The sequence below is a fragment of the Streptomyces sp. NPDC001351 genome (assembly GCF_042896045.1).
GTDB lineage: Bacteria > Actinomycetota > Actinomycetes > Streptomycetales > Streptomycetaceae > Streptomyces.
The window spans coordinates 1029009-1042723 of the sequence record NZ_JBIAWS010000001.1; the positions used below are offsets into that span (position 1 = coordinate 1029009).

Sequence of the window (13715 nt, forward strand, 5' to 3'; positions counted from 1 at the left end):
TGGGGGCTACTCCCAGCGGAAGAACCTGCCGGCCACCGCGAGCCCCACGACCGCCCACACGCCCAGAATCCCCAGGTCACCCCACGGCATCGCGGCCCCGTGCTGCAGCACGTCCCGCAACCCGTCCGACAGCGCCGAGATGGGCAGCAGCCCCAGCACGTCCTGCGCCCCCTGCGGGAACTTGTCCATCGGCACGATCACACCGCCGCCCACGAGCAGCAGCAGGAAGACCAGGTTGGCGGCGGCCAGCGTCGCCTCCGCCTTCAGCGTGCCCGCCATGAGCAGACCAAGGCCGGAGAAGGCCGCCGTGCCCAGGATCAGCAACAACAGGACCGCGGCCGGGTTTCCGTGCGGCGACCAGCCCAGCGCGAAGGCGATCACCGTCAGGAGGATCACCTGGAGGATCTCCGTGACCAGCACCGACGCCGTCTTCGCGGTCATCAGGCCCCAGCGGGGGAGCGGCGAGGAGGCCAGGCGCTTGAGGACGCCGTAGCGGCGCTCGAAGCCCGTGGCGATCGCCTGGCCGGTGAACGCCGTGGACATCACGGCCAGCGCCAGGATGCCGGGGGCGAGGAAGTCGACGGACTTGCCCGCGCCGGTGTCGACGATGTCCACCGAGCTGAACAGGACCAGCAGGAGGGTCGGGATCACGACCGTCAGCAGGAGCTGCTCGCCGTTGCGCAGCAGCATCTTCGTCTCGAGCGCGGCCTGGGCCGCGATCATGCGGGGGAGGGGGGTCGCGCCGGGCTTCGGCGTGTACGTACCGGTGGCCGTAGTCACGAGCGCAGCTCCTTGCCGGTGAGCTCCAGGCTGTGTCTTCCCGGGGGGTAACCCCCGGACCCCCAGCAGATCGTTGTGTGAGCCCGATTCATGAGCGCAGCTCCTTGCCGGTGAGCTCCAGAAAGACGTCTTCGAGGGTGTGCCGTTCGACCGAGATCTTGTCCGGCATCACTCCGTGCTGTGCGCACCAGGACGCCACCGTCGCCAGCAGTTGCGGGTCGACCTTGCCGACGACCCGGTAGGAGCCCGGGGTCAGCTCCGCCGCCGAGCAGTCCGCGGGGAGCGCCTTGAGGAGGGAGCCCACGTCCAGGCCGGGGCGGCCGGTGAAGCGGAGCGTGTTCTCGGCGCCGCCTCGGCACAGCTCCTCCGGGGAGCCCTGGGCGATGACCCGGCCGGCGTCGATGATCGCGACGTCGTCGGCGAGCTGTTCGGCCTCGTCCATGTAGTGCGTGGTGAGGATGACCGAGACGCCGTCGGCGCGCAGGTCGCGGACCAGGTCCCAGGTGGCGTGCCGGGCCTGCGGGTCGAGGCCCGCGGTCGGCTCGTCCAGGAACACCAGCTCCGGGCGGCCCACCACGGCCATCGCGAGCGCGAGGCGCTGCTGCTGGCCGCCGGAGAGGCGGCGGTATGTCGTACGGCCGCAGGAGCCGAGGCCGAGCCGTTCTATCAGGGCGTCCACGTCCAGCGGGTCGGCGTGCAGCTTCGCCACGTGCCGCAGCATCTCGTCCGCCCGGGCGCCCGAGTAGACGCCGCCGGACTGCAGCATCACGCCGATGCGCGGGTGCAGCTGACGCGCCTGCCGCACCGGGTCGAGCCCCAGGACGCGCACGGTGCCCGAGTCCGGTCTGCGGTATCCCTCGCAGGTCTCGACGGTCGTGGTCTTGCCCGCGCCGTTCGGGCCGAGTACGGCGGTCACGCCCGCCTGGGCCACCAGGTCGAGGCCGTCCACAGCGGTTTTGGTGCCGTACCGCTTCACCAGGGCCTGAACCTGGACCACGGGCTCACTTCGCATGGGCCAGAGTCTAGGTACGCCTTCCACGGCCCGGGCGGGCGGGTGCAGGATCTCCACTCCCAGGGGGTGCGGGGATCTCGTCCTCACGGGACCGGTGCACCGCGAGCCACCGCTCCGCGTACGCCACCGCGTCCGCCACACGGAACAGCCGGACCTCGGCGGCGCCCACCTTCCCGCGTACGACGGCACGGTCCCGCTCGAAGTCGTACCCCAGCTCGTCGAACCGCTCGGAGGTGATCGACACCTCCGTCACCGTCTCCCAGCCGCCCCCGGGCGCGGGGCGCCCCACCGCGACGAGCGGCGACGGTATCCGGTACTCGGCGAGGTGGAAGCTGGTGCACGAGCCGTACCCGGCGCCGAGCAGCAGCACCCGGGCGCCCAGCGCCTCCAGCCGCGCCAGCGGGCTGCGCTCGCCGAGGCGGCAGTCGGTCGCGTGGCCGTCGACGATCTCCGCCGCGCGCGGGCCGAGGGCCGCGAAGGAGGTCTGCGGGTGCGCGCTGCGCCGGGCGCCCGGCCAGGTGCGCAGGGTCTCCGGGATCACGCCGACCCCGCGTGAGGGCGTGACCAGCGGGTCGTAGGCGGGCATGGTGGCCCGAATCCGCTCCCACCACTCCTCGGGCACCGGCGGGTTCGCCCACAGCGCCGGGTCCGAGAGGTCGCCGGTCTGGGTCGGGACGACGAGCGTGCCCTCCGGGCCGACCGCGTCGAGCAGTCCCTGGACGACCGCGACGGCACCACCGCACACCCAGCCGAGGCTGCTGAGGGAGGAGTGCACGAGAAGGATCTCGCCGGTCTCGACGCCCAGCAGGCGAAGCTGGGTTGCGACCGTGTCGCGGGTGACAAGAGGGCCGGTCGGAGGGGGTGTCGGCATGGTTGGGGAGTGTTCCCGAAGGGGCCCCGGGGCGCCACCGAATTGGCACCGCTTTGATCGATCAAAGATCGTTTCCGCAGGTCAGGTTAGGGGTGCCTAAGTGACGCAGGGCACCGTCCAGCAGCCGGGACGCGGCTTGCCCGGTCCTGAGGAATTACGCAACAATGGCGTTGTGAAAAACGTCGGCGAGGCTCTGGAAGCCCCCACGGGGGCGCACCAGGAAGAGCACGCGACCGGTGAGCGCTCCACGCGCAACCGGGTCGCGCGGTCGATCCTGGACCACGGGCCGTCGACCGTCACCGAGCTGGCCGGGCGCCTCGGGCTCACGCCCGCGGCCGTACGACGGCATCTGGACGCCCTGGTCGCGGACGACGTCGTCGAGGCACGGGAGCAGCGGGTGTACGGCACGCGCACACGCGGCCGTCCCGCCAAGGTGTTCGCGCTGACCGACTGCGGCCGTGACGCCTTCGACCAGTCCTACGACAAGCTCGCCGCGGACGCCCTGCGCTGGATCGCGGAGCGCTTCGGCGGGGACGAGGCGGTGGTGGCCTTCGCGCGCGCGAGGATCGCGGAGCAGGCCGCCGCCTACCGCGCGGCGATCGAGGCCGCCGCCCCCGAGCAGCGCACCGAAGCCCTGGCCAAGGCCCTGAGCGCGGACGGGTACGCTGCTACGGCGCGCAGCGCCCCCCTCCCGCAAAAAGGTGAGCAGCTCTGCCAGCACCACTGCCCGGTGGCCCATGTCGCGGAGAAGTTCCCGCAGCTGTGCGAGGCGGAGACCGAGATCTTCTCCCAGCTGCTCGGCACACACGTCCAGCGGCTGGCGACCATCGCGCACGGCGACGGCGTCTGCACGACGTTCATCCCAAAGATTTCCAAGACCACTGACAACGCAACCGCAAGCACGGCCGGGAGGAACCCCGCATGACTCTCCCCACGGAGACTGCCCACCCTGAGCTCGAGGGCCTGGGCAAGTACGAATACGGCTGGGCCGACTCCGACGAGGCCGGTGCCTCTGCCAAGCGCGGTCTCAGCGAGGACGTCGTCCGGGACATCTCCGCCAAGAAGAACGAGCCGGAGTGGATGACCAAGCTCCGTCTCAAGGGCCTGCGCCTGTTCGAGAAGAAGCCCATGCCGAACTGGGGCTCCGACCTCTCGGGCATCGACTTCGACAACATCAAGTACTTCGTGCGCTCCACGGAGAAGCAGGCGGAGTCCTGGGAGGACCTGCCCGAGGACATCAAGAACACGTACGACAAGCTCGGCATCCCCGAGGCGGAGAAGCAGCGCCTCGTCGCCGGTGTCGCGGCCCAGTACGAGTCCGAGGTCGTCTACCACCAGATCCGCGAGGACCTGGAGGAGCAGGGCGTCATCTTCCTGGACACCGACACCGCCCTGAAGGAGCACCCCGAGCTCTTCAAGGAGTACTTCGGCACGGTCATCCCGGTCGGCGACAACAAGTTCGCGTCGCTGAACACCGCGGTGTGGTCCGGCGGCTCCTTCATCTACGTGCCGAAGGGCGTGCACGTGGAGATCCCGCTCCAGGCCTACTTCCGCATCAACACGGAGAACATGGGCCAGTTCGAGCGGACGCTGATCATCGTCGACGAGGACGCCTACGTCCACTACGTCGAGGGTTGTACGGCCCCGATCTACAAGTCGGACTCCCTGCACTCCGCGGTCGTCGAGATCATCGTGAAGAAGGGCGCCCGCTGCCGCTACACGACCATCCAGAACTGGTCGAACAACGTCTACAACCTGGTCACCAAGCGCGCCGTGGCGTACGAGGGCGCGACCATGGAGTGGATCGACGGCAACATCGGCTCCAAGGTGACGATGAAGTACCCGGCCGTCTACCTGATGGGCGAGCACGCCAAGGGCGAGACCCTGTCCATCGCCTTCGCGGGCGAGGGCCAGCACCAGGACGCGGGCTCCAAGATGGTCCACATGGCGCCGAACACCTCCTCCAACATCGTCTCCAAGTCGGTGGCGCGCGGTGGCGGCCGTACGTCCTACCGCGGTCTGGTCGAGATCGGTGAGGGCGCCGCCGGATCCAAGTCGAACGTGCTGTGCGACGCGCTGCTCGTCGACACCATCTCCCGCTCCGACACGTACCCCTACGTGGACGTCCGCGAGGACGACGTGTCCATGGGCCACGAGGCCACCGTCTCCAAGGTCTCCGAGGACCAGCTCTTCTACCTGATGAGCCGCGGTCTCTCCGAGTTCGAGGCGATGGCGATGATCGTGCGCGGCTTCGTCGAGCCCATCGCGAAGGAGCTGCCCATGGAGTACGCGCTGGAACTCAACCGGCTGATCGAGCTCCAGATGGAAGGCGCGGTCGGCTAAGCAACGGCCGCCCCCATCAAGTCACTTACGTAGGAAGAGAGCAGACCGACAGCCATGGCTGAGGCTCAGAACATCCCCGTGGGGTCCACCACCGCGGGCCAGATCGCGGTGGCCGCCGAGTCGACCGTCGCCACGCGCATGAGCGCCCCCCCGTCCTTCGACGTGGCGGACTTCCCGGTCCCGCACGGCCGCGAGGAGGAGTGGCGGTTCACCCCGCTGGAGCGCCTGCGCGGGCTGCACGACGGCACCGCCGTCGCGACCGGCGAGGGCGTGAAGGTCGCCGTCGAGGCCCCCGAGGGCGTCACCGTCGAGCTCGTCGACCGTGACGACGCCCGGATCGGCAAGGCCGGCACCCCGGTGGACCGCGTCGCCGCGCAGGCGTACTCGGCGTTCGAGAAGGCCGGCGTGGTCACCGTCCCCAAGGAGACGGTGCTCACCGAGCCGATCCGCATCGCCGTGCACGGCGAGGGCGGGGTCGCCTACGGCCACCAGGTCGTGGAGCTCGGAGCCTTCGCCGAGGCCGTCGTCGTCATCGACCACACCGGTGACGCGGTGCTCGCCGCCAACGTCGACTACATCCTGGGCGACGGCGCCAAGCTGACCGTCGTCTCCGTCCAGGACTGGGACGACAAGGCCGTGCACGTGGCCCAGCACAACGCCCTCATCGGGCGCGACGCGAGCTTCAAGTCGGTCGTGGTGACCTTCGGCGGTGACGTCGTACGGCTGCACCCGCGCGTCTCCTACGCCGGCACCGGCGGCGAGGCCGAGCTGTTCGGGCTGTACTTCACGGACGCCGGCCAGCACCAGGAGCACCGCCTCCTGGTCGACCACAACGTCCCGCACTGCAAGTCGAACGTCGTCTACAAGGGCGCGCTGCAGGGCGAGGGCGCCCACGCGGTGTGGATCGGCGACGTCCTCATCGAGGCCAAGGCCGAGGGCACGGACACGTACGAGATGAACCGGAACCTCGTCCTCACGGACGGCGCCCGGGTCGACTCCGTGCCGAACCTCGAGATCGAGACCGGCGAGATCGTCGGCGCGGGGCACGCGAGCGCCACCGGCCGCTTCGACGACGAGCAGCTCTTCTACCTGATGGCCCGCGGCATCCCGGCCGACGAGGCCCGTCGCCTGGTGGTCCGCGGCTTCTTCGCCGAACTGGTCCAGCAGATCGGCGTCGACGACATCCAAGAGCGCCTTCTCGTGAAGATCGACGAGGAGCTGGAGGCCACGGTCTGATGGCCTTCGTACGCGCCTGTGCGCTGAGCGAGCTGGAGGAGGACACCCCGAAGCGGGTGGAACTCGACGGCACGCCCATCTCGGTCGTGCAGACCGAGGGCGAAGTGTTCGCGATCCACGACATCTGCTCGCACGCGAACGTCTCGCTCTCCGAGGGCGAGGTGGAGGACTGCCAGATCGAGTGCTGGCTGCACGGCTCCAGCTTCGACCTGCGCACCGGCAAGCCGTCCGGCCTGCCCGCGACGCGCCCCGTCCCCGTATACCCCGTAAAGATCGAAGGGGACGACGTGCTCGTCTCCCTCAACCAGGAGTCCTGAGGCACCCATGGCAACGCTTGAAATCCGAGACCTGCGCGTCACCGTCGAGGCCGACAACGCCACGAAGGAGATCCTCAAGGGCGTCGACCTGACCGTGAAGCAGGGCGAGACGCACGCCATCATGGGCCCCAACGGCTCCGGCAAGTCGACCCTCGCCTACTCCCTCGCGGGCCACCCCAAGTACACGATCACCGGCGGCACCGTCACCCTCGACGGCGAGGACGTCCTGGAGATGTCCGTCGACGAGCGCGCCCGCGCCGGCCTGTTCCTCGCGATGCAGTACCCGGTCGAGGTTCCCGGCGTCTCCGTGTCGAACTTCCTCCGTACGTCCGCCACGGCCATCCGCGGCGAGGCCCCCAAGCTGCGTCTTTGGGTGAAGGAGGTCAAGGAGGCCATGGAGCGCCTCAACATGGACCCCTCCTTCGCCGAGCGCAACGTCAACGAGGGCTTCTCCGGCGGTGAGAAGAAGCGCCACGAGATCCTCCAGCTCGAACTGCTCAAGCCGAAGATCGCGATCCTCGACGAGACCGACTCCGGCCTCGACGTCGACGCGCTGCGGGTCGTCTCCGAGGGCGTCAACCGCGTCCGCGAGACCGGCGAGGTCGGCACCCTGCTGATCACGCACTACACGCGCATCCTGCGCTACATCAAGCCCGACCACGTGCACGTGTTCGCCGGCGGCAGGATCGTCGAGTCCGGCGGTGCCGAGCTCGCCGACAAGCTGGAGAACGAGGGCTACGAGGCTTACACGAAGGGCGGCGCATCCGAGTGACGCAGATGCCGGGCCTCCTCGACACCGAGGCGATCCGCAAGGACTTCCCCATCCTGGACCGTCAGGTTCACGACGGGCAGAAGCTCGTGTACCTGGACAACGCGGCGACCTCGCAGAAGCCGCGCCAGGTGCTGGACGCCCTGAACGAGTACTACGAGCGCTACAACGCCAACGTCCACCGCGGTGTGCATGTGCTCGCCGAGGAGGCCACGGCGCTGTACGAGGGAGCGCGTGACAAGGTCGCTTCCTTCATCAACGCACCCAGCCGCGACGAGGTGATCTTCACCAAGAACGCCTCCGAGTCGCTCAATCTCGTGGCGAACATGCTCGGTTGGGCCGACGAGCCCTACCGCGTGGACCACGAGACCGAGATCGTCATCACGGAGATGGAGCACCACTCCAACATCGTGCCCTGGCAGCTGCTGTCGCAGCGCACGGGCGCGAAGCTGAAGTGGTTCGGCCTGACCGACGACGGCCGTCTCGACCTCTCCAACATCGACGAGGTCATCACCGAGAAGACGAAGATCGTCTCCTTCGTGCTGGTGTCGAACATCCTCGGCACGGTCAACCCGGTCGAGGCGATAGTCCGCCGCGCCCAGGAGGTCGGTGCGCTGGTCTGCATCGACGCCTCGCAGGCCGCCCCGCACATGCCGCTGGACGTGCAGTCGCTGCAGGCCGACTTCGTGGCCTTCACCGGCCACAAGATGTGCGGCCCGACCGGCATCGGTGTCCTGTGGGGCCGGCAGGAACTCCTGGAGGACCTGCCGCCGTTCCTCGGCGGCGGCGAGATGATCGAGACCGTGTCGATGCACTCGTCGACGTACGCTCCCGCCCCGCACAAGTTCGAGGCGGGCACCCCGCCGATCGCGCAGGCGGTCGGCCTCGGAGCGGCGATCGACTATCTCCAGTCGATCGGCATGGACAAGATCCTGGCCCACGAGCACGCACTCACCGAGTACGCGGTGAAGAAGCTGGGCGAGGTCCCGGACCTGCGGATCATCGGCCCGACCACGGCCGAGGACCGCGGCGCGGCGATCTCCTTCACGCTCGGCGACATCCACCCGCACGACGTGGGCCAGGTCCTCGACGAGCAGGGCATCGCGGTCCGCGTGGGTCACCACTGCGCGCGGCCCGTCTGCCTCCGCTACGGAATTCCTGCGACCACGCGAGCGTCGTTCTATCTGTACTCCACGCCGGCCGAGATCGACGCACTGGTCGAGGGGCTGGAGCACGTACGGAACTTCTTCGGCTGAAGGGCGTGAGCTGAGACCGTGAAGCTGGACTCGATGTACCAGGAAGTCATCCTGGACCACTACAAGAACCCGCACGGGCGTGGTCTTCGGGATGGCGACGCCGAGGTGCACCACGTGAACCCGACGTGCGGCGACGAGATCACCCTGCGCGTGAAGTACGACGGCACGAAGATCGAGGACGTCTCCTACGAGGGGCAGGGCTGCTCGATCAGCCAGGCCTCGGCCTCCGTCCTGAACGAACTGCTGGTCGGCAAGGACCTGACGGACGCCCAGAAGATCCAGGAGACCTTCCTTGAGCTGATGCAGTCCAAGGGCCGGATCGAGCCGGACGACGCGATGGAGGAGGTGCTGGAGGACGCGGTCGCGTTCTCCGGTGTCTCCAAGTACCCGGCCCGGGTCAAGTGCGCCCTCCTCAGCTGGATGGCGTGGAAGGACGCGACGGCCCAGGCCCTGGGCGGAGCCGACGCCGAAAGGAAGACGGCATGAGCGACACCGTTGAGATCAAGCCCGCCTCGGAGGAGGAGCTCCGCGAGGCCCTGATGGACGTCGTCGACCCCGAGCTGGGCATCGACGTCGTCAACCTCGGCCTGATCTACGGCATCCACGTCGACGACGCGAACATCGCGACCGTCGACATGACCCTGACCTCGGCGGCCTGCCCGCTGACGGATGTCATCGAGGACCAGGCCAAGTCCGCCACGGACGGCCTCGTCAGCGAGCTGCGCATCAACTGGGTGTGGATGCCGCCGTGGGGCCCCGACAAGATCACGGACGACGGGCGGGAGCAGTTGCGGGCGCTCGGGTTCAACGTCTGAGGTCCACGCACTCGTTCACGACAACGGCGACGCCTGAGGGCGTCGCCGTTGTCGTGTCATCAGGTGCTGTGTCCGCAGGTGTGGTGTCCTCAGGCCAGCCCGGTCACCAAGCGGAACGCCGAATCCGCCTGGTAGGCGCCGCTGTACTGGTAAGGGTCAAGCTGCAGCTGGAAGTTCTGGTGCCGCAGGAACCGGCCCGGGTAGTTCACCGACTCCAGCATCACCGCGCCCGAGTACGCCGACGCCCGGGGGCAGAAGGTGGCGTCCTGCTTGAAGAGGTAGGAGCCGTCGCTCGGTTCGTCGCGGAGCAGGAAGTCGCGGTGGCGCAGGTACTTGCCGTCGTGCGTGGCGAAGGAATAACAGGAGCTGTCCGCCAGGCCCTTGACCACCTTGAAGGTGGAGTCCTGACGGGACTCCGAGCCGGCCGGCGGGTCGAGCTTCACGTAGTCGCCGCTCACGTGCCAGTAGCGGTCGGGGTAGTTCACCGACTGGAGGGACCGGTAGGTGGCCGACGGTTTCGAGTGGCTCGGCGAACTCGCGTGGGGCTTGGGTGACGTGGACGGCTTGCCGCCGCCGGCCGCCGAGTCGTGCGGACTCGGCGAGGGGGACGTACGGGACTGCGTGGACGACGGGCCGCTCTTGCCGGCCGGTGCGGTGACGCCGTCCGTGGACGGGGTGGCGAAGGAGATCAGGCCGGGCGGCGTTTCGGCGACGGACGACGACGGGATCCCGGACGCCCGTAACGGGCGGTCGGAGTCCTTGTCCATCACGGCGATCGCCGTGGCGCACGCGACGATCGTCGACAGGGCCAGCACGCCGGCCAGCCAGAGTCTTCGGGTTCCCGGGGCTCGGGAGGTGTCGGGGGACCAGCCGTTCTCCCAGGGCTGGTTCCGGGGTGGCTCGGGGATGGTTTCTGGCATGCGCTGTTTCTCCAGCGGCGCCCGAGGCGGCGGCCGGGGGTGAGGTGAGGGTGACGTGAGTGAGCGGTGAAACCTTAGTGGAGCGGAGAGATCGCGGGGAGTCGTTTGAGTGAGCGATTTCTATGAAAGTTGAACCTCCTCATGTGGAATGCGGGCCTACGGATCTCCCGGTGCCGACCTGTCGTTGTGTACGGACGTACGCATCATTGTGTACGCTTGTACACATGGCATTCCTGATGCTCCTCGCGGCCATCGCCGCCGAGGTGGGCGGTACCACCGCCATGAAGTTCAGCCACGGCTTCAGCCGGCTGTGGCCCTCCGTGCTGACGCTGGCCGGATACGGCGTCTCCTTCTGGCTGCTCGCCCAGACGCTGAAGAGCATGTCGGTCGGCACGGCCTACGCGATCTGGGCCGGCCTCGGCACCGCTGCCATCGCGGCCATCGGCATCCTCTACCTCGGCGAGGGGATGACCGTCCCGAAGGCCGTGGGGATCGGGCTGATCATCGTCGGGGTCGTCGTGCTCAACCTGGGAGGGGCGCACTGATGGCCCGCCGCTACGACCCCGACCGGCGGCAGCGGATCATCGACGCGGCGATCCGGGTGGTGGGCGAGAAGGGCCTGACCGGGCTGAGCCACCGCTCCGCCGCCGCCGAGGCCGACGTGCCGCTCGGCTCGACGACGTACCACTTCAAGACCCTCGACGAGCTGATGGTCGCCGCCCTGCGGCAGGCGAGCGAGGGCTTCGCCGAGGTCGTCGCCTCGCGCGGCGGCCTGGAGGACCCGCCGCCCGACCTCGCCGCCGAACTCGCGGGCTGCCTGGGCGAGTGGCTCGCGGGCGACCGCACCGGCGTCGAGCTGGAGTACGAGCTCTATCTCGCCGCCCTGCGCCGCCCCGCCCTGCGCCCGGTGGCCGCGGAATGGGCCGATGACGTCGCCCGGCAGATCGCCCGGCACACCGACCCGGTGACGGCCCGGGCGCTGGTCGCGCTGATGGACGGCATCTGCCTGCAGGTGCTGCTGACGGGGGTGCCCTACGACGAGGAGTACGCGCGCGAGGTGCTGGCGCGGATGATCCCCCGGCCCCGTTCCTGAGCCGGCGCCGCCCGCGTCATTCCTCCGAGGCGAGACGCCGGACCGTGGCCAGTGCGGCCGCCACACTCCCGGCGATGTCCGTCACCGGATACTGCACCTCCCGTACGACCCGCTCCCGGTCCACGACCAGCGTGAGCCGCTTCAGCCGGCTGGCCCCCGCCGCGCGGAAGGTCGGCAGCCGCAGCGCGGCGATGAGCGACAGTCCGGCGTCCGAGAGCAGCGGGAAGCGCAGCCCCTCCTTCTCCGCGAACGCCCGCTGTTCGTCCGGGCGTTGGGTGGAGACGCCGTGCACGGCGGCCCCCGCGGCGGTGAACTCGGCCAGCCGGTCGCGATAGGTGCAGGACTCCAGGGTGCAGCCGGGCGTGCCGGGGATGTCCGTCCAGCCCGGCGGGTAGGAGTCGGCGCGGGCGTAGGCGCCGGGGAAGCAGTACAGGACGGTGTACGGGCTGTCGGCGGCGACCGGGTCCAGCAACCCGCCCGTGTGCCCGGGGAGCCGGAGCTCGGGGATCCGCTCGCCGACCAGTTCGTGCACCCGCTGGGCCTCCGCGGAGGCCTCCGCCGTCGTGGCCGTCGTGCTCCCGTCGCCCAGGACCCAGGCGTCACCCCAGTCCTGCAGGGCGATCAGAACGGGGAGCAGGGCGCGGCCGCGCGGGGTGAGGCGGTACTCGTGGCGGACGGGGCGCTCCTGATACGGCACCCGGGACAGCACGTCCGCCTCGACGAGAAGGCGCAACCGCTCGGTCAACACCTTTCTGGACACGCCGAGTTCGGCCTGCAGCGCGTCGAAGCGGTGCACGCCGCGTGCCGCGTCCCGGACGATCAGCAGCGTCCACCAGTCGCCGACCACGTCCAGGGCCTGGGCGATGGCGCAGGTGGCGTCCTCCAGGCTCGTCCTGCGGGCCATGGCTTCCCGTCCCTTCGTGCACAGGTCGTGGTTGACCTGACATTGTCATGCCTCCATAGTAAGTTCCTAAAAGGAACTCACTGGGGGGACGAGTGCGAGGTCTGCGAGAAGTGCCGCCGACGGTCTGGCTGCTGGCCTGCGGGACCTTCGTGAACATGGTCGTGAGCGTGAGCTTCGCCTACACGTTCCTGTATCTGACCGGGCCGCGGGGGCTCGGGACGGGCCAGGCGGGTCTGCTCAGCGGGGTCGCGGGGGCCGGGCTGGTCGCGGGCAACTTCACCGGCGGCTGGTACGGAGACCGGTTCGGGCACCGGCGGGTGCTGCTCGCGGGCGCCGCGGTGTCCGGGCTCGTCCTGGCCGCCGTGCCGCTGCTGCCGAGCTCGCTGCTGTTCGTCGCGCTGCCGCTGTCCCAGTACGCGTCCGGGGTGCAGCGCGCGGCCAACTCGGCGCTCGTCGCGGTCATCGTGCCCGAGGGGGCGCGGCGGCAGGCGTTCGCGGTGGTGCGGGCCGCGGCGAACGGGGGGTTCACCTTGGGCCCGGTGCTCGGGGCGCTGGTCGCCACACGCTTCTCGTACGACTGGCTGTACGTCGCCGAGGGGCTCGGGAGCGTGGGGCTGGCGTGCTGGACGGCACGGGTGGTGCCGGCGCGGGGGGCTGCCGGGCGGGGGCGGGCGGGGCGTGTCGAGCGGGGTGGGGTGTGGACGGCGCTTCGGGCTCGGCCCGGGGTGTTGGTGCTGTTGCCGGCGATCCTGGTGATCGATGTGGTCTATCGGCAGCAGTACTCCACGTTTCCGCTCTTCCTCGCCGATCACGGGATGGATGCGCGGGTGTACGGGGCGCTGCTCGCGATCAACGGGGGAGTGCTGCTGTGTCTGGAGCTGCCGGTCGCGGTGGTGCTGCGGCGGCTGTCGCCGTTGCGGATCGTGGGATGCGGGTTGTTGTTGGTGGGTGGGGGGTATGGGGTGCTGCTGGTGGGGGCCGGGGTTGGGGCGGCGGTGGTGATGATGGGGCTGCTGACGGTGGGGGAGGTGTTGTACAAGACGACCGCTACGGCTTATGTCGCTGATCAAGCGCCGGAGCATGTGCTCGGGCGGTTCCAGTCGCTGTATGCCGGGGTGTCGATCAGTGGGGTGGTGTTGGCCGCGCCGTTGGGCGGGGTGCTGTATGCGGCGGCGCCGGGGGTGTTGTGGCCGGTGTGCGCGGGGTTGGGGGTGGTGGCCGGGGGTGCGGTGCTGCTGGCCGGGGGCCGGACCGCCGGCCCTGTGTCCGCCGCCGCAGAAATTTCTCGCCCCCGCCGCCCCTACCCGTCCCGTCCCAGGGGCGCCGCCCCTTCGGCCCCGCTGGGGGCTGCGCCCCCAGACACCCCGTCGGCCTGAACGGCCTCGTCCTCAAACTCCCC

Annotated in this window: 16 protein-coding genes; 11 read left to right on the top strand and 5 right to left on the bottom strand. The window is 69.7% G+C overall.

All coding sequences use genetic code 11. The features are described 5' to 3' along the window. Positions 1 to 6 precede the first annotated feature (6 nt). From ACFY1U_RS04705 to ACFY1U_RS04715, 3 genes are all read right to left on the bottom strand, one after another. A complete protein-coding gene (locus tag ACFY1U_RS04705; protein WP_390692847.1) occupies positions 7 to 723 on the bottom strand; it encodes an ABC transporter permease in 717 nt (238 codons plus the stop codon). A 145-nt stretch (positions 724 to 868) separates the two neighbouring features. Further along, a complete protein-coding gene (locus tag ACFY1U_RS04710; protein ID WP_390692668.1) occupies positions 869 to 1792 on the bottom strand; it encodes an ABC transporter ATP-binding protein in 924 nt (307 codons plus the stop codon). A 10-nt stretch (positions 1793 to 1802) separates the two neighbouring features. Continuing rightward, entirely contained in the window at positions 1803 to 2663 is an 861-nt protein-coding gene (locus ACFY1U_RS04715) for an aminoglycoside N(3)-acetyltransferase (RefSeq protein WP_390692669.1), read from the bottom strand. 172 nt (positions 2664 to 2835) lie between these two features. Between ACFY1U_RS04715 and ACFY1U_RS04720 the strand changes: the two genes are divergently transcribed. Genes ACFY1U_RS04720 through ACFY1U_RS04755 form a run of 8 tightly spaced genes read left to right on the top strand, consistent with a single transcriptional unit; the run spans position 2836 to position 9399 of the window. Continuing rightward, the gene (locus ACFY1U_RS04720; protein WP_390692670.1) at positions 2836 to 3588 is read left to right on the top strand and encodes a helix-turn-helix transcriptional regulator; all 753 of its coding nucleotides are present in this window, start codon (positions 2836 to 2838) and stop codon (positions 3586 to 3588) included. Next, positions 3585 to 5006 (top strand): Fe-S cluster assembly protein SufB, encoded by a 1422-nt coding sequence (sufB, locus tag ACFY1U_RS04725; RefSeq protein ID WP_344403868.1) that lies wholly within the window; start codon positions 3585 to 3587, stop codon positions 5004 to 5006. Before ACFY1U_RS04720 ends, sufB begins: the two co-directional genes overlap by 4 nt. Before the next feature lie 54 nt (positions 5007 to 5060). Then, positions 5061 to 6242 (top strand): Fe-S cluster assembly protein SufD, encoded by a 1182-nt coding sequence (gene sufD, locus ACFY1U_RS04730; protein WP_390692671.1) that lies wholly within the window; start codon positions 5061 to 5063, stop codon positions 6240 to 6242. Then, positions 6242 to 6559: a bifunctional 3-phenylpropionate/cinnamic acid dioxygenase ferredoxin subunit gene (locus ACFY1U_RS04735; protein WP_099927980.1), complete on the top strand. Its 318-nt coding sequence runs from the start codon at positions 6242 to 6244 to the stop codon at positions 6557 to 6559. Before sufD ends, ACFY1U_RS04735 begins: the two co-directional genes overlap by 1 nt. Before the next feature lie 7 nt (positions 6560 to 6566). Next, positions 6567 to 7331: a Fe-S cluster assembly ATPase SufC gene (sufC, locus tag ACFY1U_RS04740; protein ID WP_390692672.1), complete on the top strand. Its 765-nt coding sequence runs from the start codon at positions 6567 to 6569 to the stop codon at positions 7329 to 7331. Continuing rightward, a complete protein-coding gene (locus ACFY1U_RS04745; protein WP_390692673.1) occupies positions 7328 to 8584 on the top strand; it encodes a cysteine desulfurase in 1257 nt (418 codons plus the stop codon). The genes sufC and ACFY1U_RS04745 overlap by 4 nt, the downstream gene beginning before the upstream one ends. 18 nt (positions 8585 to 8602) lie before the next feature. After that, positions 8603 to 9070: a Fe-S cluster assembly sulfur transfer protein SufU gene (sufU, locus tag ACFY1U_RS04750; RefSeq protein ID WP_351469244.1), complete on the top strand. Its 468-nt coding sequence runs from the start codon at positions 8603 to 8605 to the stop codon at positions 9068 to 9070. Further along, entirely contained in the window at positions 9067 to 9399 is a 333-nt protein-coding gene (locus tag ACFY1U_RS04755) for a metal-sulfur cluster assembly factor (RefSeq protein WP_132854537.1), read from the top strand. The genes sufU and ACFY1U_RS04755 overlap by 4 nt, the downstream gene beginning before the upstream one ends. Before the next feature lie 89 nt (positions 9400 to 9488). Here the strand turns inward: ACFY1U_RS04755 and ACFY1U_RS04760 are convergent, their stop codons facing one another. Next, positions 9489 to 10319: an AbfB domain-containing protein gene (locus tag ACFY1U_RS04760; protein WP_390692674.1), complete on the bottom strand. Its 831-nt coding sequence runs from the start codon at positions 10317 to 10319 to the stop codon at positions 9489 to 9491. Between the two features lie 224 nt (positions 10320 to 10543). Here ACFY1U_RS04760 and ACFY1U_RS04765 point away from each other — a divergent pair, with 224 nt between their 5' ends. Continuing rightward, a complete protein-coding gene (locus ACFY1U_RS04765; protein WP_390692675.1) occupies positions 10544 to 10864 on the top strand; it encodes a DMT family transporter in 321 nt (106 codons plus the stop codon). Then, positions 10864 to 11412 carry a TetR/AcrR family transcriptional regulator gene (locus ACFY1U_RS04770; protein ID WP_390692676.1) on the top strand — a complete coding sequence of 183 codons (549 nt, stop codon included), beginning with the start codon at positions 10864 to 10866 and terminating at the stop codon, positions 11410 to 11412. The genes ACFY1U_RS04765 and ACFY1U_RS04770 overlap by 1 nt, the downstream gene beginning before the upstream one ends. A 16-nt stretch (positions 11413 to 11428) precedes the next feature. Here ACFY1U_RS04770 and ACFY1U_RS04775 read toward each other — a convergent pair whose 3' ends face one another. Further along, positions 11429 to 12316: a winged helix-turn-helix transcriptional regulator gene (locus tag ACFY1U_RS04775; RefSeq protein ID WP_390692677.1), complete on the bottom strand. Its 888-nt coding sequence runs from the start codon at positions 12314 to 12316 to the stop codon at positions 11429 to 11431. A 101-nt stretch (positions 12317 to 12417) separates the two neighbouring features. Between ACFY1U_RS04775 and ACFY1U_RS04780 the strand changes: the two genes are divergently transcribed. Beyond that, positions 12418 to 13692 carry an MFS transporter gene (locus ACFY1U_RS04780; protein WP_390692848.1) on the top strand — a complete coding sequence of 425 codons (1275 nt, stop codon included), beginning with the start codon at positions 12418 to 12420 and terminating at the stop codon, positions 13690 to 13692. Positions 13693 to 13715: the final 23 nt, after the last annotated feature.

Coding starts and splice junctions, on each gene's coding strand:
- sufB (WP_344403868.1), top strand. CDS start 3,585: ATGACTCTCCCCACGGAGACTGCCCACCCTGAGCTCGAGGGCCTGGGC.
- ACFY1U_RS04735 (WP_099927980.1), top strand. CDS start 6,242: ATGGCCTTCGTACGCGCCTGTGCGCTGAGCGAGCTGGAGGAGGACACC.
- ACFY1U_RS04755 (WP_132854537.1), top strand. CDS start 9,067: ATGAGCGACACCGTTGAGATCAAGCCCGCCTCGGAGGAGGAGCTCCGC.
- sufC (WP_390692672.1), top strand. CDS start 6,567: ATGGCAACGCTTGAAATCCGAGACCTGCGCGTCACCGTCGAGGCCGAC.
- ACFY1U_RS04715 (WP_390692669.1), bottom strand. CDS start 2,663: ATGCCGACACCCCCTCCGACCGGCCCTCTTGTCACCCGCGACACGGTC.
- ACFY1U_RS04705 (WP_390692847.1), bottom strand. CDS start 723: ATGATCGCGGCCCAGGCCGCGCTCGAGACGAAGATGCTGCTGCGCAAC.
- ACFY1U_RS04775 (WP_390692677.1), bottom strand. CDS start 12,316: ATGGCCCGCAGGACGAGCCTGGAGGACGCCACCTGCGCCATCGCCCAG.
- ACFY1U_RS04770 (WP_390692676.1), top strand. CDS start 10,864: ATGGCCCGCCGCTACGACCCCGACCGGCGGCAGCGGATCATCGACGCG.
- ACFY1U_RS04710 (WP_390692668.1), bottom strand. CDS start 1,792: ATGCGAAGTGAGCCCGTGGTCCAGGTTCAGGCCCTGGTGAAGCGGTAC.
- sufD (WP_390692671.1), top strand. CDS start 5,061: ATGGCTGAGGCTCAGAACATCCCCGTGGGGTCCACCACCGCGGGCCAG.
- ACFY1U_RS04760 (WP_390692674.1), bottom strand. CDS start 10,319: ATGCCAGAAACCATCCCCGAGCCACCCCGGAACCAGCCCTGGGAGAAC.
- ACFY1U_RS04765 (WP_390692675.1), top strand. CDS start 10,544: ATGGCATTCCTGATGCTCCTCGCGGCCATCGCCGCCGAGGTGGGCGGT.